Annotated in this window: 22 protein-coding genes, 1 tRNA gene and 1 other RNA gene; 7 read left to right on the top strand and 17 right to left on the bottom strand. The window is 74.5% G+C overall.

Features of this window, described 5'->3' with window-relative positions; translation table 11 throughout:
* Positions 1-414 precede the first annotated feature (414 nt).
* The 6 genes from Q3W71_RS04860 to Q3W71_RS04885 form a co-directional block, all read right to left on the bottom strand.
* Complete coding sequence (locus Q3W71_RS04860; RefSeq protein ID WP_302918058.1) at positions 415-2,367, bottom strand: VWA domain-containing protein; 1,953 nt, start codon at positions 2,365-2,367, stop codon at positions 415-417.
* A 2-nt stretch (positions 2,368-2,369) separates the two neighbouring features.
* The gene (locus Q3W71_RS04865) at positions 2,370-3,824 is read right to left on the bottom strand and encodes a magnesium chelatase (RefSeq protein ID WP_302918059.1); all 1,455 of its coding nucleotides are present in this window, start codon (positions 3,822-3,824) and stop codon (positions 2,370-2,372) included.
* 65 nt (positions 3,825-3,889) lie between these two features.
* Positions 3,890-4,966 (bottom strand): hypothetical protein, encoded by a 1,077-nt coding sequence (locus Q3W71_RS04870; protein WP_302918060.1) that lies wholly within the window; start codon positions 4,964-4,966, stop codon positions 3,890-3,892.
* A 77-nt stretch (positions 4,967-5,043) separates the two neighbouring features.
* Positions 5,044-5,718, bottom strand: a complete 675-nt coding sequence (locus Q3W71_RS04875) for a response regulator transcription factor (protein ID WP_302918061.1) — start codon at positions 5,716-5,718, stop codon at positions 5,044-5,046.
* Positions 5,715-6,959 carry a sensor histidine kinase gene (locus Q3W71_RS04880; protein WP_302918062.1) on the bottom strand — a complete coding sequence of 415 codons (1,245 nt, stop codon included), beginning with the start codon at positions 6,957-6,959 and terminating at the stop codon, positions 5,715-5,717. Before Q3W71_RS04880 ends, Q3W71_RS04875 begins: the two co-directional genes overlap by 4 nt.
* Positions 6,960-7,015: 56 nt before the next feature.
* A complete protein-coding gene (locus Q3W71_RS04885) occupies positions 7,016-7,513 on the bottom strand; it encodes a hemerythrin domain-containing protein (protein ID WP_302918063.1) in 498 nt (165 codons plus the stop codon).
* Between the two features lie 141 nt (positions 7,514-7,654).
* On the opposite strand from Q3W71_RS04885, the gene mgrA reads away from it, so the two are divergent.
* A complete protein-coding gene (gene mgrA / locus Q3W71_RS04890; RefSeq protein WP_302918064.1) occupies positions 7,655-8,650 on the top strand; it encodes an L-glyceraldehyde 3-phosphate reductase in 996 nt (331 codons plus the stop codon).
* A gap of 3 nt (positions 8,651-8,653) precedes the next feature.
* Here the strand turns inward: mgrA and Q3W71_RS04895 are convergent, their stop codons facing one another.
* A complete protein-coding gene (locus tag Q3W71_RS04895; RefSeq protein WP_302918065.1) occupies positions 8,654-9,592 on the bottom strand; it encodes a lytic polysaccharide monooxygenase in 939 nt (312 codons plus the stop codon).
* 166 nt (positions 9,593-9,758) lie between these two features.
* Here Q3W71_RS04895 and Q3W71_RS04900 point away from each other — a divergent pair, with 166 nt between their 5' ends.
* The 3 genes from Q3W71_RS04900 to Q3W71_RS04910 all read left to right on the top strand — a co-directional run bounded on the left by Q3W71_RS04900 (position 9,759) and on the right by Q3W71_RS04910 (position 12,204).
* A complete protein-coding gene (locus Q3W71_RS04900; protein ID WP_030490864.1) occupies positions 9,759-9,881 on the top strand; it encodes a 50S ribosomal protein L36 in 123 nt (40 codons plus the stop codon).
* A gap of 112 nt (positions 9,882-9,993) precedes the next feature.
* A complete protein-coding gene (locus Q3W71_RS04905; RefSeq protein ID WP_302918066.1) occupies positions 9,994-10,935 on the top strand; it encodes an RNA polymerase sigma-70 factor in 942 nt (313 codons plus the stop codon).
* A gap of 81 nt (positions 10,936-11,016) precedes the next feature.
* Entirely contained in the window at positions 11,017-12,204 is a 1,188-nt protein-coding gene (locus tag Q3W71_RS04910; RefSeq protein WP_302918067.1) for an NAD(P)/FAD-dependent oxidoreductase, read from the top strand.
* A 140-nt stretch (positions 12,205-12,344) separates the two neighbouring features.
* Here the strand turns inward: Q3W71_RS04910 and Q3W71_RS04915 are convergent, their stop codons facing one another.
* Positions 12,345-13,094 carry a class I SAM-dependent methyltransferase gene (locus Q3W71_RS04915; RefSeq protein ID WP_302918068.1) on the bottom strand — a complete coding sequence of 250 codons (750 nt, stop codon included), beginning with the start codon at positions 13,092-13,094 and terminating at the stop codon, positions 12,345-12,347.
* 154 nt (positions 13,095-13,248) lie between these two features.
* On the opposite strand from Q3W71_RS04915, the gene Q3W71_RS04920 reads away from it, so the two are divergent.
* Complete coding sequence (locus Q3W71_RS04920; RefSeq protein ID WP_302918069.1) at positions 13,249-13,584, top strand: YnfA family protein; 336 nt, start codon at positions 13,249-13,251, stop codon at positions 13,582-13,584.
* Positions 13,585-13,624: 40 nt separating this feature from the next.
* On the opposite strand, the gene Q3W71_RS04925 is transcribed toward Q3W71_RS04920, so the two are convergent.
* From Q3W71_RS04925 to Q3W71_RS04940, 4 genes are all read right to left on the bottom strand, one after another.
* Positions 13,625-14,065, bottom strand: coding sequence for a DUF2809 domain-containing protein (locus Q3W71_RS04925; protein WP_302918070.1), 441 nt, complete (start codon positions 14,063-14,065; stop codon positions 13,625-13,627).
* A gap of 98 nt (positions 14,066-14,163) precedes the next feature.
* A complete protein-coding gene (locus tag Q3W71_RS04930; protein ID WP_302918071.1) occupies positions 14,164-14,421 on the bottom strand; it encodes a hypothetical protein in 258 nt (85 codons plus the stop codon).
* Positions 14,422-14,564: 143 nt separating this feature from the next.
* Positions 14,565-14,637: transfer RNA gene (locus Q3W71_RS04935), tRNA-Ala, on the bottom strand.
* Between the two features lie 108 nt (positions 14,638-14,745).
* Positions 14,746-15,336 carry a YqgE/AlgH family protein gene (locus tag Q3W71_RS04940; RefSeq protein ID WP_302918072.1) on the bottom strand — a complete coding sequence of 197 codons (591 nt, stop codon included), beginning with the start codon at positions 15,334-15,336 and terminating at the stop codon, positions 14,746-14,748.
* Positions 15,337-15,507: 171 nt separating this feature from the next.
* On the opposite strand from Q3W71_RS04940, the gene Q3W71_RS04945 reads away from it, so the two are divergent.
* On the top strand, positions 15,508-16,311 hold the full coding sequence (locus tag Q3W71_RS04945; RefSeq protein ID WP_302918073.1) for an S-methyl-5'-thioadenosine phosphorylase: 804 nt from the start codon (positions 15,508-15,510) through the stop codon (positions 16,309-16,311).
* 58 nt (positions 16,312-16,369) lie between these two features.
* Entirely contained in the window at positions 16,370-17,965 is a 1,596-nt protein-coding gene (mdlC, locus tag Q3W71_RS04950; protein WP_302918074.1) for a benzoylformate decarboxylase, read from the top strand.
* 4 nt (positions 17,966-17,969) lie between these two features.
* Here the strand turns inward: mdlC and Q3W71_RS04955 are convergent, their stop codons facing one another.
* From Q3W71_RS04955 to ftsX, 5 genes are all read right to left on the bottom strand, one after another.
* Positions 17,970-18,917 (bottom strand): hypothetical protein, encoded by a 948-nt coding sequence (locus Q3W71_RS04955; RefSeq protein WP_302918075.1) that lies wholly within the window; start codon positions 18,915-18,917, stop codon positions 17,970-17,972.
* Between the two features lie 79 nt (positions 18,918-18,996).
* Positions 18,997-19,461: a hypothetical protein gene (locus tag Q3W71_RS04960; RefSeq protein ID WP_302918076.1), complete on the bottom strand. Its 465-nt coding sequence runs from the start codon at positions 19,459-19,461 to the stop codon at positions 18,997-18,999.
* A 203-nt stretch (positions 19,462-19,664) separates the two neighbouring features.
* Positions 19,665-20,040: a transfer-messenger RNA gene (gene ssrA / locus Q3W71_RS04965) on the bottom strand.
* A 105-nt stretch (positions 20,041-20,145) separates the two neighbouring features.
* Complete coding sequence (smpB, locus tag Q3W71_RS04970; RefSeq protein WP_302918077.1) at positions 20,146-20,625, bottom strand: SsrA-binding protein SmpB; 480 nt, start codon at positions 20,623-20,625, stop codon at positions 20,146-20,148.
* A 136-nt stretch (positions 20,626-20,761) separates the two neighbouring features.
* Positions 20,762-21,637, bottom strand: coding sequence for a permease-like cell division protein FtsX (gene ftsX, locus Q3W71_RS04975; RefSeq protein ID WP_302918078.1), 876 nt, complete (start codon positions 21,635-21,637; stop codon positions 20,762-20,764).
* Between the last annotated feature and the right edge of the window lie 68 nt (positions 21,638-21,705).

Here is a 21,705-nt window from a genome sequence, read left to right on the forward strand (position 1 = left end):
GGCGGGGTCCCCGCGCCGTCAGCCGGATCCGGGATCGGCCGGTGGAACGACTGACGGGACGCTGTCGAGCTGCCCCACCGGTAGGACCAGGGGCAGCGACTGCGACAGCCGGGCGGCCGGCGACCCGGGACAACCGGGCCCGCCGGCATCAGAGGCGGCAGGTGCCCGCCCGGCGAGGGCTGCCCGACCGAGCGGCACTCCGACCGGCGAGGGCTGCTTGATCGAGCAGCACTCCGACGGGCGGTGGCTGCCCGAACGACCGGCACCCCGACGGGCCGGCGCCATGGCCGGGCGCCCTCACAGATGGGGCAGCTCCACAGGGCCCGAACCCCCGGAACCGCGCCGGGCTGCCCGCCACGCCGGCCACCGCGCCGGGCCGGCCGCGACCAGCGCCGCACGGATGCGGGCGGCGGGTCAGCGGCGGCCGTGGCGGGCGCGCAGATAGTCGGAGACGACGTACTCGCCCAGGTCGTCCAGGTCCGGGGTGAACATCCGCCCGCGCGAGCGGCGGGCCACCGCGTCGACGAAGCGCCGCAGCCCGTCGTCGTCGCCGAGCATGAACAGGTTGAGCGTGGCGCCGTAGCGGGTGAGCCGGTCGACCTCGCCGATCGTCGCCTCGATGGTCTCCGGCAGCGGCGGCCAGTGGAACAGCGCCTCCCCGTCGTCCGGGTCCAGGTGCGCGGTCGGCTCCCCGTCGGTGACCACCAGCACCACCGGCTCGGCGTCCGGGTGCCGGCGCAGGTGCCGGCCGGCCAGCCGCAGCGCGTGCTGGAGGTTGGTGCCCTGCTCCATGTCCGGCTCGACGGCGGCCAGCTCGTGCTGGCTCAGCGGCAGCGCCTGCCGGCCGAACCCGATGATCTGGAGCGCGTCCTGCGGGAACCGGGTCGCCATCAGGTGCGCCAGGGCCAGCGCTGTCTGCTTCATCGGCCCCCAGCGCCCCTGCGAGATCATCGAGTAGGACAGGTCGACGCAGAGCGCCACCGCCGCCGAGGCCCGCCGCTCGGTCTCCACCACCTCGAAGTCCTCGACCGCCAGCTGCACCGGCACGCCCGGCCCGGCCCGGCGGACCGCCCGGGTCAGCGTCCGCACCACGTCCAGCGGCTGCTCGTCGCCGTACTCCCAGGGCCGGGAGCCGCCGCTGACCTCGCCGGCGGCGCCCGCCGAGCGCAGGTCGTGCTGGCCGCGGGGCCCGGCGGTCAGGTCGGCGAAGACCCGCCGCAGCGCGGTGCCGCCGAGCCGCCGCAGCGCCTTCGGGCTCAGGGTCAGCCCGTCCGCGTCGCGGCTCACCCAGCCCTGCCGGCGCAGCTCCCGCTCCAGCTCCCGCAACCGGCGTACGTCGTCGGCCGCGTCCCGGCCCAGCGTCCGGGCCACCGCGTCGACGTCGACGTCGTCCAGGGTCGCCCCCGGATAGTCCTGGTCCAGGGAATCCAGCAGCTCGTCCAGCTCGGCGATCTCGCCGAGCGCGCCGGCCGCCTCGCCGTAGCCCAGCGGTCGCTCGCCGCGGACCCGCTCGCCGCGCCCCCAGGCCAGGTCGGGGCGGAGCGCGCGCAGGTGGGCGTCCAGCGCGGACAGTTCCCCGGCCAACCGGTCGCCGAGCGACTGGCGCATCAGCCCGGCCAGCTCCTCGCGCTGCCGGTCCGACAGCGACCGCATCAGCCGCTCACCCGCCGCCGCCCGCCGGGCCAGCACGTCCACCAGCTCGTCGACGTCCTTCGGCTGTTCCGGGAAGAAGTCGCCGTGCCGGCGCATGAACTCGGCGAACGCGTCGGTGGTGTCCTCCGCGCGGGCGTGCCGCGCCAGCAGGTCGTTCAGGTCGCGCATCATCTCGGCCAGCCGCTGCTGGGCCGCCGGATCCGCCGACGCCCGTACCGCGTCGCGCAGCCCGGCGAACCGCTGTCCCAGCACGTCGTCGCGCAACCCGTCGAGGATCTGCTGGTACGACCGGCGCGCCTCGTCGCTGGCCCACTCGTAGCCGGCCAGCTCCTCCACCGCCCGGGCGGTGGAGCGGGGCAGGTTGTCCAGCACCGCCTCGGCGAAGCGCGCCGCGTCGTCGTCCCGGCCGCGCAGCTCGTCCCGCTCGGCCGCGAGCGCCTGGTCGAGCAGCGCCCGGGACCGGGTCACCGCCCCGTCCAGGTCACCCCGGCGCAGCGCCTCGCGGCGCAGCCGCCGGGCCCGTGCCGCCAGGTCGTCCAGCCCGCCGCGACCCTGCGGGCCCCGGCGCAGCAGGTCGCGCAGCGCCTCCCGCAGGCTGCCGCCGGCCAGCACCTGCGCGCCCACCGCGTCGACCGCCGCCCGCACGTCGTACGGGGGCGCCAGCGGGTCGGGCCCGCCGCGCCACTGCCCGTACCGGAACCGGTTGCCGGCCACGCTCAGCCCCGGCCGCCGTAGCGGGTGCGGCCGGAGTCGGTGACGTCCTTGCCGAGCCGGCGGGTCAGGTGCAGGCCCTCCAGCACGAACTCGACGCCGGCGGCGGCCTCCTCCGGAGTGGGCGCGTCGCCCATGCCGAGCCGGTCCAGCGCCTTGGCCAGCCCCGGCACGGTGCCCACCTGGCGCAGCAGCTCGGCCGAGCTGACCAGCTCACCGGTCTCGATCACGGTGCCCTCGGCGACCAGCCCGGTGAACCCGGACAGGTCCAGCCCGGCCAACCGGGCCCGGAACGTCTCGGCGGTGGCGGTCCGCAGCAGGTGGCCGAGGATCTCCACCTCCCGCCCCTCCTCGCCGCTCTCGAACTCCACCTTGCCGCGCAGCGTCGAGGTCACCGACACCGCGTCGCCGACCCGGGCCACCGGCGCTTCGGGGCGTACCCCCTCGGGGGTGTCGGCGGCGGCCAGCAGGCCGGCGCGGCGCAGCGCGGCCGCGGCGACCGTCTCGGCGGCGGCGATGGCGAACCGGGCGGAGACCCCGGAGCGCGGGTCCACCGACGGCGACTCGCGCACCGCCCGGGCGAACCGGGCGAGCACCTCCAGCACGTGCTCCGGCACCTCGGCGACCAGGTCGGCCTCCTGCCGGATCAGGGCCAGCTCCAGCTCCAGGTCGACCGGGTAGTGGGTACGCACCTCGGCGCCGAACCGGTCCTTGAGCGGGGTGATGATCCGGCCCCGGTTGGTGTAGTCCTCCGGGTTGGCGCTGGCCACCAGGAACAGGTCCAGCGGCAGCCGCAGCTGGTAGCCACGGACCTGGATGTCCCGCTCCTCCAGCACGTTGAGCAACGCCACCTGGATCCGCTCGGCCAGGTCGGGCAGTTCGTTGACCGCGAAGATGCCCCGGTTGGTACGCGGCACCAGGCCGAAGTGGATCGTCTCCGGGTCACCGAGGCTGCGCCCCTGGGCCAACCGGATCGGGTCCACGTCGCCGATCAGGTCACCGACGCTGGTGTCCGGGGTGGCCAGCTTCTCGCCGTAACGCATCGAGCGGTGCAGCCAGCCGACCGGCAGGTCGTCGCCGGCCTCGGCGACCAACGCCCGGGAGGCCGGGGTGATCGGGTGCAGCGGATGCTCGTTGAGCACCGAGCCGGCGATCACCGGGGTCCACTCGTCGAGCAGGCCCACCAGCGAGCGGATCAGCCGGGTCTTGCCCTGGCCACGCTCGCCGAGCAGCACCATGTCGTGCCCGGCGAGCAGGGCCCGCTCGACCTCGGGCAGCACTGTGTCGTCGTAGCCGACGATGCCCGGGAAGCGGTCGGCGCCGGCCCGCATCCGGGCCAGGAGGTTGTCGCGGAGTTCCTGCTTGACGCTGCGGTGGCGGTGGCCGGCGGCGCGCAGCGCGCCGAGCGTGCCGGGCAGGTCGGCCGGTGGGGCCGGGATTACCGGGTTGGGCGCAGTCACCCGCCCACGCTAGCTCGGGTCGGGCGGGGGTGCCCGTTCCTTGCCGGGTACCCCCGCTCCCACCCTCAGTCCCGGCCGCAGCGCGGGCAGCCGCCGCGGCGGCGCAGGTGGTACGCGTACGCGGCCGCGCCGAGCGCCGGCCCCCACGCCGGCCAGAGCAGCATCGGCGCGCTAGCCAGGTTGAACCCGTCACCGGTCAGCGCCCAGAAGTCCGGGTTGGCGACCAGGCCCAGGGTGGCCGCGGTGACCGCCACCGCGACCAGGGTGGCCGGCACCACCGCCAGCTTCACCGGCACCGGGCGCCCGCCCAGCACCGGCACCCAGCCGGGGAACCGCTCGCCCCAGCGTTGCACCAGTCCGAGGGTGAGCACCGCGCCGACGGTGGCGAAGGCGCCCAGCCCGAACCCGGCCCAGACCATGCCGTTGCCCTGCATCTCGGTGAGGAACTCGCGGGAGATGCCGAGCGGGATGCCGGCGGCCCAGGCGAACCGGGTCAGCGCGTAGGCGAAGGGGATCGCGGCGGCGATGCCGGCGGCCCACCGGCCCCAGCGGGCGGCGGCGGCCGGGGTGGTCCAGTCCCGGCCGGCGCCGCCCCGGCCGCAGCCCGCGCAGGCGCCGGCGGTCCGCCGCTGCCAGGTGAGCACCGCGCCGGCCAGCAGCACCCCACCGACGACGGCGGCGAACCGGGCGGCCAGCGGCCAGGTGAAGATGTCCGCGTAATCCACCGGCGGCCAGCCGAACGGCGCCCCGAGGATCAGCATCGGCGCGTATCCGAGCATGATCAGCACCTGGGCGTCGGGCACCACCACGGCCAGCAGCGCGGCGACCGCCCAGGCGTACCCGGCGAGCAGCGTGCGCAGCGGCCGGGAGGCCCGGGCGGCGGGCCCGGTCATGGCCAGGGCGGCGACCGCCGCGCCGAGCAGCAGCGCGGCGAACAGCGGCGGCCCGACGTTCGCCGGGACCAGCCGGAGCAGGCTGGTGCCGGTGTCCGGGTCGTCCGGGCCGAACGGGTAGCCGGCCCCGGTGACGGTGGCGACCAGGGCGAGCACGCCCCAGAGGCCGAGCCAGCCGGCGGCCAGCGGGGCGAACCGGCCCGGCCAGCGGGAGGTGGTTCGGTGGCGGGAATCGGTGATCGTCGTCATGGCTCCAGCCTCGGCCGGCGGCCCCCGCGATCCCTCCCGTACGTCGGTGAACCCGCTCCCCCGCCGGGGGGAGCCGGTCAGCCGGTGGGCGTGACGAACCCCGACTCGTACGCGGCGATCACCGCCTGGGTGCGGTCGCGCACCCCGAGCTTGGCCAGCACGTTGCCGACGTGGGTCTTCACCGTCTCCACCCCGACCACCAGGTGCTCGGCGATCTCCGGGTTGGACCGGCCGGTCGCCATCAGCCGGAGCACCTCGGCCTCCCGGTCGGTGAGCCGGGCCGCCGCCAGCCGGTCCCCGCCGCGCCCCCCGTACGCCCCGACCAGCCGACGGATCGCGGCCGGGAAGAGCAGCGAGTCGCCCCGGGCGACCACCCGGACCGCCTCCACCACCTCGGCCGGCCGGGCCCGCTTGAGCAGGAAGCCGCTCGCCCCGGCGCGCAGCGCGTCGTAGACGTACTCGTCGTTCTCGAAGGTGGTCACCACCAGCACCCGGGGCGGGTCGGCGGACGCGGCGAGCAGCGACCGGGTGGCCTGGATGCCGTCGATGCCCGGCATCCGCACGTCCATCAGCACCACCCGGGGCCGGTGCCGGGCGACCAGCGGCAGCACCTCGGCGCCGTCGGTGGCCTCGGCGAGCACCCGCAGGTCGGGCTGGGCGTCCAGGATCGCCCGCAGGCCGATCCGGACCAGCTCGTCGTCGTCGACGATCAGCACCCCGGTCACCGCGTCGTCGGTGGTTCCCCCGGTCATCGCGTTCCCTCCAGCGGCAGTCGCACCCGGATCCGCCAGCGGTCCCCGTCCGGCCCGGCGGTCAGCCGGCCGCCGAGCAGCAGCACCCGCTCCCGCATCCCGTCCAGGCCGCGCCCGCCGCGCCGCGGGTCGGCCGGCACCACACCGGCCAGCTCGTTCACCAGCTCCAGCTCCAACGCCTCGGGGCCGACGTCGAGCCGGAGCGTCACCGGCCCCCGACCGTACCGGGCGGCGTTGGTGAGCCCCTCCTGCACGATCCGGTAACCCTCCCGGGACACCACCGCCGGCAGCTCGGCCGGATCCCCGGCGCACCGCACGGCGACCGCCAGCCCGGCCGCCCGGGTGTCCGCCACCAGCCGGTCCAGGTCGGCGAGCGTCCGCTGCGGCGCCGGCCCGGCCCGGCCGGCCTCGCTGTCCCGGAGCAGGCCGAGCACGTGGTCCAGGTCCTCCGTCGCGGCCCGGGCGGTCTCCTCGATCGCGGTGAGCGCCCGCCGGACGAACTCCGGATCCCGGTCCAGCACCTCGCGGGCCGCGCCGGCCTGGAGGGTGGCCACGGTCAGCGCGTGGCCGACCGAGTCGTGCAGTTCCCGGGCCAGCCGGTTGCGTTCGGCGAGCCGGGTGGCCCGGGCCTCCAGGGCGGCGATCCGTTCCGCCGGGGCGGGGCCGAGCAGCACCGGCGCCATCGACGCGGCCAGCGCCCCCAGCCCGGCGACCGCGTAGCCGAGCGCCACCAGCATCACCACCCCGGCCAGGGTCAGCCAGCCGGTGTCCCGCCCGTCCAGCGGCCCGTACCGCTCCCGGCTGAGCTGCTCGGCGCCCAGCCCGAACTGCTGGGCGATGAACGCCAGCGCCATCGGCAGCGCGCTGATCAGCGCGAACATCACCAGTCCGCCGATGGTCAGGTGGGTGGCGATCCAGAGCGCGGAGCGCAGCCGGGTCTCCCGGTCGGCCCGGTGCCCGGGGGTCGGGTCCGGCAACGCGACGCCGAGCAGCGCCCGGGCCGCGGCGATCTCCAGCGCCCGGCTGCCGTCGAGGAAGACCGGCACCACGGCGATCGCCGCCGCCACCACCAGCAACCCGAGCGCCAGCGGCCGGGGCACCTCGGCCTGGCCGAGCAGTTGCGCGAAGACGACGGCGAGGAGCACGTACGGCAGCACGAGCACCCCGCCCAGCAGGAGGAACACGCCGCGTCGCCAGGTGCTGCCGGCGACCAGCGGGGCCAGGGCCGCCCGGGGGGTCATCCGCCCATTCTGCCGGCGTCAACCGGCCGGGCGACTCCCCCGTGCCGGGGAGATCGTCAGCGGTGTTCCCGCACGTAGCGCTCCGGGTCCTTGTCCCGGAACGGCAAGTCGCGGCCGTTCTTGTGCTCGCCGTAGAAGGTCAGCCAGCGCCGGCCCAGCTCCGCGCGCAGTTCGGTGCCGGCGTGCCGGCGGAAGTCCGGCAGCGCCTCGTCCTCCTCCTCGGCGAGGTGTTCGCTGTTCTCCCGCCGGGCCTGCCAGACCGCCGCCCACCACTGCTGCGAGCCGACCGGGTGCAGCTTCGACTCGGCGATCGCGTCGCGGATCTTGTTGTGGTCGCCGACCGCGTCCACCGTCTCGGCCTCGCCGTCGTCGCCGTGCCGGACCAGGTGGGGATAGAGGATCGCCTCCTCGGCCTCGGCGTGGATGTCCAGATGCAGCGCGAGCGCCTCCCAGATCGCCAGCAGCTCCTGCTCGTCGCGGGCGTCGTCGAGGCGGGCGAAGCCGCGCCGGAACGCGGCGTGGTCGTCGAGGATCAGCGCGGTGATGTCGTCCATCTGGTCATTCCCCCGTTCGGATGTCGGCGACGGCCTCGGCGTCGAGGGCCCGGCCCGTGCTGGTCAACTCCCCGGCTCCCGGCCGGGTGACGCGCTCCGCGCCGCGCCGGCCGGGCGCGTCGCACCCGGGCGACTAGGCTCATGATCGTGACCTACCTCGCCGCGGACGACCGCTACGACACCATGACCTACCGGCGCAGCGGGCGCAGCGGCCTGCGGTTGCCCGCCATCTCCCTCGGCCTGTGGCACAACTTCGGGCCCGACCGGCCCTTGGAGCGGCAGCGGGACATCGTCCGGCGCGCCTTCGACCTCGGGATCACCCACTTCGACCTGGCCAACAACTACGGCCCGCCGCCCGGCGCGGCCGAGGAGAACTTCGGCCGGCTGCTCGCCACCGACCTGGCGCCCTACCGGGACGAGCTGGTCATCTCCAGCAAGGCCGGCTATCTGATGTGGCCCGGCCCGTACGGCGAGTGGGGCTCCCGCAAGTACCTGATCTCCTCGCTCGACCAGTCGCTGCGCCGGATGGGCCTGGACTACGTCGACGTCTTCTACTCGCACCGCTTCGACCCGGACACCCCGCTGGAGGAGACGATGGGCGCGCTCGACGCCATCGTCCGCTCCGGCAGGGCTCTCTACGTCGGCGTCTCGAACTACACCTCGGAGCAGACCGAGCGGGCCGCCGCCATCCTGCGCGACCTGGGCACGCCGCTGCTGATCAACCAGCCGGCCTACTCGATGCTCAACCGGTGGACCGAGTCCGACGGCCTGCTGGACACCCTGGAGCGGGTGGGCGCGGGCTGCATCGCGTACAGCCCGCTGGCGCAGGGCCTGCTCACCGACCGCTACCTCGGCGGGATCCCGGCGGACTCCCGGGTACGCACCAGCGTCTTCCTCAACGAGAGCGACCTGGACGAGCAGCGGATGGCGACCATCCGGGCGCTCGCCGCGGTCGCCGAGCGGCGCGGCCAGTCGCTGGCCCAGCTCGCGCTCGCCTGGGCGCTGCGCGACCCGCGGATGACCAGCCTGATCATCGGAGCGAGCAGCGTGCCGCAGCTGGAGGCGAACGTCGCCGCGCTGGGCAACCTCGACTTCACCGCCGAGGAGCTGGCCGAGATCGACCGGCACCTCGGCTGAGCGTCACCAGGTGCGGGGCCGGTCGGCCCGGTGGCTGCGTACCGCGCAGGGCCGGCCGACCGGGGCCCGGTCGGCGCGGCGCCACCGCGTCCCGGCCATGCTGAGCAGCAGCACCGCGAGCGCCACGGCGGCGCCGGCCAGCAGCGGCCGGCCGCCGCCGTGGCCGTCCCGCACCGAGGCCACCGCCACGCCGGTCCCGGTCGCCGCCGGCTCCGCCCCGGCCGGTGCCGCCACGGCGGTACGCGGCGCGGCCGGGCTGGCGGGGCCCGGGGCGGCTCCGCCGGGGTCCGGGGCGGCTCCGCCGAATCCGGCGGTGCCGGCCGGCGGGCGGAACTCGACGTCGGAGCAGGAGTAGTAGGTGTCCGGCGTGTCGGAGTTCTGCCAGATCGTGTAGATCAGCTGGCGACCGGTCCGGTCCGCCGGCAGCCGCCCCCGCAGCTGGTACGCCCCGTCGCGCACCGGCGGGTCGGTCACCCGCAGGAACGGCACCCTCTCCAGGTCGTCCCAGGTCAGCGGGGTGGTGGGGGCGTAGTCGGGGCGGGTCAGGTAGAGCCGGAAGGTGCCCCGGTGGGGGATGGTGGTCCGGTAGCGGAAGGTGACCGTGGCGCCCGCGGTCAGCTCGGTCGCCGGCCAGTCGGCACGCGCCAGGTCCAGCCCCCGGTACGCGGAGAGCCCGCCGCTGCACAACTCCCCGTCGGCGATCCGCTCCCGGTCCCGCCCGTTCACCGCGGCCACCCGGACGTTGTCCCACTCGCGCACGGCGGCGCCCGCCTCGACCGCCGCCCGGCAGGGCGCGGTGGCCGCGTACCGGCTCCCGGGGGCGCAGGCCGCCGCACGGCTGAGCGGGTCGGTCGGCGCGCCGTGCCCGGCGGCGGGTGCGGCGGTGACCGGCACGGTCGCGACAGCGACCAGCACGGCGACGGCGGCGCGACGTACGGTCATGGCTTCGACCTCCCGCGCACTGGTACGAGCGCCGGACGGCAAAGGTTCGACGGCCCGCCCTCCCGCCCCGCCGGTTGGGTCGTCGGCGCGGGCCGGCCGGGAATCCCGGTGCCGGCCGGGGCGTTCCCACCACCGGAACCCCCGACGACACCGAGAAGAGGCAGACATGAAGGTACGCAGCTCGCTGCGGGCGCTGAAGCAGAAGCCGGGTTCGGTGGTGGTCCGCCGCCGTGGCCGGGTGGTCGTCGTGAACCGCGCCAACCCGCAGTGGAAGAGCCGCCAGGGCTGAACCACCGACCGGGCGCCGGCGCCGGCGCCCGGTTGCCCGTCCGACGAACCCCCCTCGGGTTTCGAGGCGCGCGGGCGGGCGGCCCGGGCGGCGCGTGGTTGACTATGGAGCCATGCCGCTCAGTCCTCACGAGGTCGCCCAGTTCGAGGACTCCAGGGCCCGTCTGGAGGCGATCGCCTATCGCCTGCTGGGCTCGGCGAGCGACGCCGAGGACGCCGTCCAGGACACGTTCCTGCGCTGGCAGGCCGCCGACCGGGAGCGCGTCGAGACGCCCGAGGCGTGGCTGACGAAGGTGCTCACCAACCTGTGCCTCAACCAGCTCACCTCGGCCCGGGCCCGGCGGGAGACCTACGTGGGCACTTGGCTACCCGAGCCGGTGCTCGCCGGGGACCGGATGCTCGGCCCGGTCGACACCGCGGAGCAGCGCGAGTCGGTCTCGATGGCGGTGCTCACCCTCCTGGAGCGGCTCTCGCCCAACGAGCGTGCGGTGTACGTGCTGCGCGAGGCCTTCGGCTACCCGCACGGCGAGATCGCCGGGATCCTCGACCTCACCGAGTCGAACTGCCAGCAGATCTACCGGCGCGCCAAGCAGCACGTCGCGGCGAACCGGGCCCGCGCGGAGATCGACGTGGCCGCCGCGCGCGGGGTCGTCGAGGAGTTCCTCGCCGCGGCCGCCAGCGGCGAGATTGAGCGGCTGGTCGAGCTGCTGACCGACGACGCGGTGAGCGTGGGCGACGGCGGGGGCAAGGTCCCGGCCGGCACCGCGCCGGTCGTCGGCGCGCTGGCCGTGGCGAGATTCCTGCGCGGCCTGTTGAAGCCCACCGACGCCAAGCGGGCCATGGTGGGCGGCAACCCCGCCCTCTACGTCGAGGTCGTCAACGGTGTGCCCGCGGTGGTGGCCGTGGTCGACGGCCGGGTCGCCGCGATCATGTCGCCGGAGGTGACCGCCGCGGGCATCGTCGCCATCCGCAACCAGGTCAACCCCGACAAGCTGGAACGCGCCACGCGGCAGTGGTCCGCGTCCGAGCACGGGGAGCCCGTCGTCGGCTGGTGACCCAGGTCATAGCCCGCTCCTGTCAGGAATCGCGTCGCTGCCCGGTTCAGGTAGCGAACCTCCCGAGACAGGAGTAGGACCATGAAGCACCGCATCGTCGTCCTCGGCGCCGGATACACCGGAGCCAGCGCCGCCGGCCGCCTCGCCCGTCGGCTGCACCCCGACGACACCGAGATCACCGTCGTCAACGCCGACGACGACTTCGTCGAGCGGGTCCGCATGCACCAGTTCGCGACCGGGCAGGACCTCAAGCGCCGCCGGCTGAGCGACATGTACGCGGGCACCGGCGTCAAGCTGCGGCTGGCCCGGGTCACCGCCGTCGACGCCGACCGCCGGACGGTCGCGCTGGTCGACGAGCACGGCGCGGGCGAGATCGCCTACGACACCCTCGTCTACGCCCTGGGCAGCGGCGCCGCCGACCACGGCGTCCCCGGCGTCGCCGAGCACGCGTACGACATCGCCGGCAAGCGGTCCGCGCAGCGGCTGCGCGAGCGCCTGGCCGGCCTCGCCGCGGGCGGCACGGTGCTGGTCGTCGGCGGGGGCCTCACCGGCGTCGAGGCGGCCACCGAGATCGCCGAGGCCCGGCCGGACCTCGACGTCGCCATGGCGACCAGCGGCGGCCTCGGCGACTGGCTCGACGAGAAGGCCCAGCGGTACCTGCGCGGGGTCTTCGACCGGCTCGGCATCGCCGTGCACGAGCACACCGACGTCGTGCGGGTCGAGGCCGGCGGCGCGGTCACCGGCGACGCCCGCGTGCTCCCGGCCCAGGTGACCGTCTGGGCGACCGGATTCGCCGTCCACCCCATCGCCGCCGCCAGCACCCTGGAGGTGGCCGAGACCGGACAGATCGTCGTGGACGCCACGATGCGCTCGGTCTCGCACCCCGACGTGTACGCCGTCGGCGACGCCGCACTCGCCGAGGGGCCGGGTGGCAAGCCGCTGCGGATGTCCTGCGCCTCGGGGATCCCGATGGCCTGGCAGGCCGCCGACGCCATCGCCGCGCGGCTGACCGGCCGGAAGATCCCGCGGACCCCGATCCGCTACGTCAACCAGTGCATCAGCCTCGGCCGCCGCGACGGCCTCATCCAGTTCGTGACCGCCGACGACCGGGCCAAGCCGTCGCTGCTGAGCGGGAAGCTGGCCGCCCGCTACAAGGAGGTGGTCTGCAAGGGCGCGGCGTGGGGGGTCGCCCACCCGACGTTGCTGCTGCCGACCCGCCGCCGGCGCCTCGCCACGAACCGCGCGGAGATCAGCCCGGCCACCGCGTGACCGGACGAACGCCAGGCGAGTGCGGCCGACCGGCTCGTGACACCAGAACTCGGACCACGCGAACGATCAAGGGCTGGCCGTGGGCCGGCCCTTGATCGACCAGCTGCCGCCTCGGGTGGCCCCAGCGGAGGGTCGGACAGCTAGCCCTGATCGTCGAGCGGCTTGCGCCAGACCGAGACGTGGCTCTCGCTGTCCGAGGTGAACGGCGCCCCGGTCCAGTCCGCCACCCGCCGCTCCAGCGTCAGCCCGGCCAGCCGGGCCATCAGGTCGCACTCGGACGGCCAGATGTAGCGGAAGTTGCTGTAGCCGTAGCGGACGCTCCCGTCGTCCAGCCGCCGGTAGTGGTGCGAGGTCCCCTGCTGGGTGACCATGTCGTAGGTGTCGAAACCGACGTGCCGGTCGGTCACCTCGAACGGCACCGCCGACTGCCCCGGCGGGAAGCGCCGGATGCCCGGCACCCACAGCTCCACGACGAACCGGCCGCCCGGCGCCAGGTGCCGGGCGGCGTTGCGGAAGCACTCCACCTGCTCGTCCTGGGTGCGCAGGTTGCCGATGCTGTTCCACACCACGTACACCAGCGAGAACCGGCCGGGCACGGCGGTGGTGGCCATGTCCCCGACGATGACCGGCAACTCCCGTTCGGGCACCTTGCGCCGCAGCCGGTCGACCATCGGCGGTGACAGCTCGATCCCGGTCACCGGGATGCCCCGGGCCGCGAGCGGGATCGCCACCCGCCCCGTACCGACGGCGAACTCCAGGGCGGGGCCGTCACCGGCGAGCCGCGCCAGGAAGTCCACGGCGGGGTCCAGCACGTCGGGTGCGAACATCTCGGCCGAGAGGGCGTCGTACCGCTCGGCGGTGTCCTCGTCCCACAGGTCACTGCTCGTCATGATCCGTGAAGCGTGATCGACGCCCGGGACTCCCGCCACCCATTAACGGGCGGGGCGGGCCGGATCGCCCGGCGGCGGGATCCGCCGAACCCGCCGCCTGCCGGGTGCCGCCGGCGCCGTTCGCCGGGAATCCTCGGGGACGTACGGTCGACGCATGACGGTTGCCCGGTCGATCCTGCTGTTCGTGATCGCCGCGCTCGCCGAAATCGGCGGGGCCTGGCTGGTGTGGCAGGGCTGGCGGGAAAACCGGGGACTGCTGTGGATCGCGGCCGGAGTCATCGCGCTCGGCGGGTACGGCTTCGTCGCGACGTTCCAACCCGACCCCAACTTCGGCCGCATCCTGGCCGCCTACGGCGGCGTCTTCGTCGCCGGTTCCCTCGCCTGGGGCATGGTCGTCGACAAGTTCCGCCCCGACCGCTACGACGTCGTCGGCGCGGCGATCTGCCTGCTCGGCGTCGCCGTCATCATGTACGCGCCGCGCGCCGGCTAGCCGCCTTGCCGGGAACATCCGGTTGAGCGCAACCGGGGGTTCACCTCCGCGGTCGCGGGAGAGGGCTAGGGCCAGCGGGTGTCGGGGTCGGTCGGGAACGTGTGCCGGCGCGGAGAAACCAGTGCACGGCGACCAGCGGGACGACGCCGACGGGGTACCAGGCGACATCGACGAGGTCGAACTGCGCGCCCAGCAGCTGGCGGACGAGCCAGGCGCGTTGGGAGAGTGCCGCGGGTATGGGGGTGAGCTGTGCGAACTCGATGAACCAGCAGTACGCGACCGCGGCGCCGGCGGCGCGCAGTGGGGAGATCAGCGGCCGGATGAAGATCACTATCAGGTAGACGATGGCCCCGGAGAAGGCGGCGCCTGAGTACTGTTCGACGGGCCCGTCCATCGCGGCCCGGATCGCGTAGGCCGCGCCCGCGAAAGCGGCTGCCGAGACCACCATCAGCAGCCGGGTCGAACCCGCTGTGATCGACATCGCGCAATCATAGGTGGCGGCGCGGCCAAGGCGGCGGCTGCGCTGCCGGGCTCGGACGAGCCGCGGCTCGCCTGAGGCGGAAGCCCCACTCCCGCGCCCTACTCCCTGGTGCGCTCCGGGTGCGCACCACCGACCATGTCGTGCCCCGGCACCTGGATGCAGCTCGCTCCCGGCTCTGCCCCGCACACCGGGCAGGGCCGCCAATCCTCGATCGGGCCCGGATCGTGTCCCAGTTCCCGAGCCATGCGGCTGATCTCCAGCGCCGCCCGGTGCAGACCCTCGTCCCGATGCCGGGTGGCGGCCCGATGGACGTCGCGCACCGCCTCCTTGGCACGCTCCTCCGCGGGCTCTGACATGGCAGCCGTCGTTCCCGGCAGGCGCGACCTGAAACCGACCTCTGAGCTGCCGGGCCGTGGTGGCGACTGGCGCCCCGGAGAGATCGGAAACGACAAACGCCCTGGCCCGGGAGATCTGTCCCGACCAGGGCGTTTCGCTCGGGTGGAGCCGAGGGGACTCGAACCCCTGACCCCCACACTGCCAGTGTGGTGCGCTACCAGCTGCGCCACGGCCCCTTGCTGCGTCCCGGTCGCCCGGGCACTGGGAGAACTATACACACGCCCGCCGGCATGGTCATCTCGCGGGGGTCCCCTCCCCCGCACCGCCCGACCGGCCCGGCTCGGTCAGTTGAGCGCCACGTCCGGCGGGAAGTGGGCCACCGCCGCCATCATGCCGCCCTGCCGGCGCAGCACCATCGGCCAGAGGTCGTCCGGGCGGTCGACGAAGGCGTCGCCGGGCAGCGCGTCCAGCACGAACCAGGAGCCCTCCTCGATCTCCTGCTCCAGCTGGCCCGAGCCCCAGCCGGAGTAGCCGGCGAAGACCCGGATGCCGGTGACGCTCTCCCGCAGCCGCTCCGGATCGACCGACAGGTCCAGCGTGCCGACCGCGCCGGAGACCTGGTGGAACCCCTTGAGCCGGCGTACCGGGTTGCGCATCCGGGCCAGGCAGATCGCCGAGTCGGGCTGCACCGGACCGCCCTCGAAGAGCACCGCCGGGTGGCGCGCCAGGTCGCTCCAGTCGCCGAGCACGTCGGCGACCGGCACCTCGGTGGCCCGGTTCAGCACCACGCCGAGCGCCCCGCCCGGCTCGTGGGCGACCAGCAGCACCACCGTACGGTCGAAGTTCGGGTCCTTGAGCGCCGGAGTCGCGACCAGCAGCCGCCCGGTCATCGACTCCATCGCTCGCCCGCCGATCGCCTGTCCCTCTCCCTGCATGCCGTACACCCGTCAGCCGTGCGGCCGGACGTGGTGCCCGTCACTCGCCGGGTGGGCGAGGCACTCCAGGACCGTCCCCGCTGTCAACGCCATGCCTGGCACCATAGCCTGCGCCCGGGGCGCTGGTTAAGGTCTGACCGGCGCGTGATCGACGGGAATTGGGGAGGACCGATGGGCCCGACGGCGGAACTGGCGGTGATCGGCGGATCAGGTCTCTACGCCCTGCTCGACGGCGCCACCGAACACGAGGTGGAGACGCCGTACGGGCCGCCGTCGGACGTGGTCACCATCGCCGAGGTGGCCGGCCGCCGGGTGGCGTTCCTGCCCCGGCACGGCCGGGACCACCGGCATCCGCCGCACCTGATCCCGTACCGGGCGAACCTCTGGGCGCTGCGGTCGCTCGGGGTGCGGCAGGTGCTCGCCCCGTGTGCCGTCGGCGGGCTCCGGCCGGATCTCGGGCCGGGCACCTTCGTGGTGCCGGACCAGCTCATCGACCGGACCAGCGGCCGGATGCAGACCTACTACGACCGGGGCGCGGTGCACGTCTCCTTCGCCGACCCGTACTGCCCGAACGGCCGGCGCACGCTGCTCGCCGCGGCGGCCGGCCGGGACGTCCCGGCGGTGGACGGCGGGACGGTCGTGGTGGTGGAGGGGCCGCGCTTCTCCACCCGCGCGGAGTCCCGCTGGTTCGCCTCGATCGGCGGCACGGTGGTCAACATGACCGGCCACCCGGAGGCGGTACTGGCCCGCGAACTGGCCCTGTGCTACTCGTCGATCGCCCTGGTCACCGACCTGGACGCGGGCGTCGAGGGCGGCGGCGCGGTGACCCAGGAGGAGGTCTTCCGGGTCTTCGGGGAGAACACCGACCGGCTGCGCGGACTGCTGCTGGCGGCCCTCGCCGAGCTGCCCACCGAGCGGGACTGCGACTGCGGCCGGGCCCTGGACGGGATCAAGCTGCCCTTCGCGCTGCCCTGATCCGGCGGGCGGGCGAATCGCCCGACACACCCGGTCTGCGCCGATAGATTGGGTGGCGATGGCAACGGTCCGCGACACCACGTACGGCCTGCTGCGCGCCCTCGGCCTGACCACCGTCTTCGGCAATCCCGGCTCCACCGAGGAGCCGTTCCTGACCGACTTCCCGGACGACTTCCACTACGTGCTCGCCCTGCACGAGGCGTCCGCGGTCGGGATGGCCGACGGGTACGCCCAGGCCACCGGCCGGCCGGCGCACGTCAACCTGCACACCGCGCCGGGCACCGGCAACGGCATGGGCAACCTGGTCACCGCCTGGCACAACCGCACCCCGCTGATCGTCACCGCCGGCCAGCAGAACCGGGAGATGCTGCTGGCCGAGCCGCGGCTGACCAGTCGCCGCGCGACCGAGCTGCCCCAGCCGTACGTGAAGTGGAGCCACGAGCCGGTCCGCGCGCAGGACATCCCGGCGGCGCTGATGCGGGCGTACGCGACCGCCGTGCAACCACCCTCCGGGCCGGTCTACCTCTCGCTCCCCCTCGACGACTGGTCGCAGCCCGCCGGCCCGCCGCCGCCGGTGCGCACGGTGGCCACCCGGTACGCCCCGGATCCGCAGCGGCTGCGGGAGTTCGCCGCCGTGCTGGCCGACAGCCGGGCGCCCGGTCTGGTGCTCGGCGCGGCGGTGGACCGGGCCGGCGGCTGGCCCGCCGCCGTGGCGCTGGCCGAGCGGCTGGCCGCGCCGGTCTGGTCCGCGCCCGCGCCGGAGCGGGCCGGCTTCCCCGAGGACCACCCGCACTACCAGGGGGTGCTCCCGTTCGCGATCGGGCCGCTGGCCGAGAAGCTGCGTGGGCGGGACACCGTGCTCGTCGTCGGCGCCCCGGTGTTCCGCTACTACCCGCACGTGCCGGGCGACCACCTGCCCGAGGGCACCCGGCTGCTGCACGTCACCGACGACCCGGACGAGGCGGCCCGCGCCCCGGTCGGCGACAGCCTGCTCGGCGACGCCGGACTGACCCTGGCCGCCCTGCGCGACCTGCTGCCCGCGACCGACCGGCCGGCTCCGCCGCCGCGCGCCGAGCCGGCGCCGCCCCCGGACGAGCAGCCGCCGAGCGCCGACGCGCTCTTCGCCGCGCTGGCCCGGCACTGGCCGGCGGACGGGGTCCTGGTCCAGGAGAGCCCGTCCAACCTGCCGGCGCTGCGCCGCCGGCTGCGGATCACCAGGCCGGCGTCGTACTTCACCATGGCCAGCGGCGGCCTCGGCTACGGCCTGCCGGCGGCGGTCGGGGTCGCGCTGGCCGAACGGGACACCGGGCGGCACCGGCCGGTGGTGGCGGTGATCGGCGACGGCTCGTTCCACTACTCGGTGCAGGCGCTCTGGACCGCCGCGCGGCTGCGGCTGCCGCTGGTGGTGGTCGTCCCGGTCAACCAGCAGTACGCCATCCTCAAGGCGTTCGCCGAGTTCAAGCACACGCCCGGGGTGCCCGGGCTGGACCTGCCCGGGGTGGACGTCACCGCGCTGGCCCGCGGCTACGGCTGTGCCGCGCGGGTGGTCGGGACGCCCGACGAGCTCGGCGAGGCGCTCGCCGCCGGGCTGCGGTCGGACGGGCCGACCGTGCTGCCGGTGCCGATCAGCACCGACGTGCCGGCGATCATCTGACGCGTCAGTTCGCGGTGAGTCGCAGCGGAGCGCCGGAGAGCACGTCGAGCACCGGGCGGGCGCCCAGCGGCGCGGCCAGCGTCACGGTGACCGGTTCGAGCTTGAGCATGGCGGTGCAGACCCCCTCGGCGGGGACCACGCTGCCGCCGACCACCACCACGTCGTCGCGCTCCTGCACGAGTGGGGTGATGCCGGTGTCGCACGCACCCACGCCGAGCCGGTAGGTGACAGTGGCGCCGTCGACCGACTGGATGTCCTGCGCGCCGACCATCCCCTCCGCCGCGGGCCGGGCCGGGGCGGTCGGCTCCGGCAGCGCGCCGGTCGCGTCCGCGGCGACGGCCACCCGGGCCACCGGCGCGGTCAGCTCCGCCACGGTGAACACCCAGGCCGGCACCTGCGCCTCGCCCCGGCTGGTCCGCACCGGGGCGGTGCCGAGCTTCACCTCGGTGACGGTCAGCGGGACGCACGCGGTCTGCGGGCTGCTGCTGACCGGGCCGTCCGGGCCGGGTTCGACGGTCGGCCCGGACTTCGGCCGCGCCGGCCCGGTCGGCCGCCCCGGACACGGCGGCGGGTCCCCCTGGTCGAGCTGCCGGTACGCCTCCGCCGCGCCGATCAGCGGGACGGTGAGCGTGCCGTCCGGGAACCGGATGGTGCCGTCCGCCGGACGGGTGGTCGGCAGGTCGAGCTGGTCCCGGTACCAGCCCGCCCGGAAGGCCGCCTCGGTGTCCGGGGTGAAACCGGGATCGCCGAGCAGCACGGTCGGCTCCTGCAGCGGCAGGTATCCGGTGCGCCACGCCGGGCCGGGTCGCCACGCCTCGGCGACCTCGGTGGCCCGCTGCGCGAAGGCCTCCCGCCGGTGGTCCGGCGCGGCCGGCCCGCCGGGTTCGGCCGCGGCGCAGCCGGCGAGCATCACCATCAGGGGCAGCCCCAGCAGGGCGACTGATCGACGCATACCGGTTCGACGCGGCCCCGCCCGGCCCGGTTCCCGCCATCCCCCCGGCCGGCCCGGCTCAGCCGGCCGCCGGCGTCGGTCAGGTCTCCCCGCCGAGATCGGTCTGGTACGCCTGCCAGAGCAGGTCGGCGCCGCGTCGCCGGTGCCGGGCCAGCGCCCGCAGCAGGAGCGCGGCCCGGTCCAGCAGGGCGTCGACCGGCATCCCGGGCAGCTCGGCGGCCTCCTGGAGGCCGGCGAGGGCGGCCGCGATGAGGTCGTGCTCGCGGGTCAGCAGGCGGACGCCCCGGTACAGCCGCGGAGCGTGCGCGAGCAGTTCGGCGTACAGGCCGCTCGGCCCCTCGGTGAGCTGGACGTGCTCGGCGAAGCCCTGCCGTACCGGAGCCAGCCGCAGCGCCACGAGTTCCCGGAACCGGGGCTCCGCGGGCGGGCCGGCCAGCGCACAGGCCAGGGCGTGGACGTCGGCGGCCAGACCGGCCCGGTGGGCGACATGCGGGCGGACCGCCTCGAAGACGGTTGACGGTTGCTGGATCGGACCGGTGACCATGGGGCACCTCCCCGCGCTGCGTCTGACCGCGTACAGCGATGGTGGACCCGGCGGGGGCCGGTGTCCAGGGTGCGGGGTCGCCTCATCCGCCCCGGCGGCCCCGCTGTTCCCGCAGGTCACAGCGGCCCCACTGGGAACACCCGAGGACGGAGCCGGAGACGACTGTGCGCCCCGGTCCGGTGGACCGGGGCGCACAGGTCAGGTGGTGGAGGTGCCGGGAATCGAACCCGGGTCCTTCGCCGCCTTGTCAGGGCTTCTCCGAGCGCAGCTCGCTGTGCCTCTACTCGGCCCCTCCGATCACGCGAGCGAGTCGGTGTGACGGGCCCAGTCGCTGATTGATCTCGCCGCACGGACCCCGCGACCGGGTCCGATTGGCCAGCCTCCTAGCTGATGCCGGCTAACTGGGTCGAAGGCACTCCCAGGCCGACAGACTTGCTACTCGCCTCAGGCGGCGAGAGCGAAGTCAGCGCGATTCTGCTTGGCGCTTATTGTTTTCCGACGAACGATTCACGAGACGACGTCGGCTTCCTCGGCTCGCTTCCCCTGCCGCAACGTACGAAGTCGAAACCAGTCACCCCCTCGAAGGGCCGCCCCTGTCGGCGGCACCATCAAGACTAACGCCTGCCGCAACCGGATTCATCCCGAGGCCGGGCCGGCACGCCGACCCGGACGAACGGGTACAGATCACTCACCCATGCCCTTGCCGCGCCGGCCGACGGCCCGGGCGATCTCCCGGTCCGCGTCCCGCCTGGCGAGGTCCTGCCGCTTGTCGTACGACTTCTTGCCCTTGGCCAGAGCGATCTCCACCTTGGCCCAGCCGTCGGAGAAGTAGACCTGCAACGGCACCATGGTCAGGCCGCCCTCGCGGGTCTTGCCGATCAGCCGGTCGATCTCCAGCCGGTTGAGCAGCAGCTTGCGGGTACGCCGGGGCTCGTGGTTGGTCCAGGTGCCCTGGGTGTACTCCGGGATGTGCATCCCGTGCAGGTAGAGCTCGCCGTTGCGCTCCTGGGCGAACGCGTCGACCAGCGACGCCCGCCCGGCCCGCAGCGACTTGACCTCGGTGCCGGTCAGCGCCATGCCCGCCTCGTAGGTGTCGAGGATCGAGTAGTCGTGCCGGGCCTTCTTGTTGGAGGCGACGACCTTGCGTCCCTTTTCCCGTGGCATCGGCGCCACCCCCTTTCCAGGTGACCCGTGACCGGTCCGGCCGGCCGCGGGGCGGAGATCATGCTACCCGAACCACAAGGGCCCTCCCGCGCCGTTTATTCCGGCGCGGGAGGGCCCTCGGAGAGCCGTACGGTAACTAGACCCGCAGGTAGAAGCGGAGCGTGACCCAGGCGGTGACCGCGCTGACGACGCCGCCGACGCCGGCCATCAGCGGGAACATCAGGGCGATGTCGCCCCACGAGATCGGGGTGATCAGGCCCTCCAGCGCGGCCAGCGAGCCGCCGCCGGCGGCGAACTTCAGCGCGGCCAGCGCGACCAGGCCGAAGATCGAGCCGATCAGGCCGGCGACCACGGCCTCCAGCACGAACGGTGCCTGGATGAACCAGTTGGAGGCACCGACCAGCTTCATGACCGCGACCTCACGCCGCTTGCTGTAGGCGGCCACCTGGATGGTGTTGGCGACCAGGAGCAGCGCGGCGACGGCCATCACGACAGCGATCGCCAGCGCGAAGTTCTGGATCCCGGTGAGTACCCCGAAGACCTTGTCCAGCAGGCGGCTCTGGTCGACGATCTCGTCGACCCCCTCGGCGTCCTTGTACTGGTCGTAGATGTTCTTGTACTGCTCCGGGTTGTTCAGCTTGAGCCGGAACGACTCGGGAAGGCTGTCGGCCTTGACGGCGCTGAGCAGGTCGGGAGCGTCCTGGAACATCTCCTGGAAGCGCTTGTACGCCTCGTCCTTGTTGACGTAGAACGCCTCCTTCACCAGGGGGTCGCTCTTCAGCTTCGCGTCCAGCGCGTCCCGCTGCTCCGGGGTGACCTCCTGGTCCAGGAAGATCGAGACCTCGACGTTCTCGTAGTAGAGGTCCTTCATGTCGCCGACCTTCTGGTACAGCAGGCCGCTGGCGCCGAGCATGAACAGCGACACCGCCATGGTGATGATCATGGCGATCGTCATGGTGACGTTGCGCCACAGTCCGACCAGTACCTCGGACAGGACGTACTTCATCCGCATCGGGAATTCCTCCGGCTCTCCGGCGTGAGGTGTTCGTCGTCAGGTCGTACGGCTGAGGGTGGTCGGTC

The organism is Micromonospora sp. C28SCA-DRY-2 (genome assembly GCF_030519475.1).
GTDB lineage: Bacteria > Actinomycetota > Actinomycetes > Mycobacteriales > Micromonosporaceae > Micromonospora.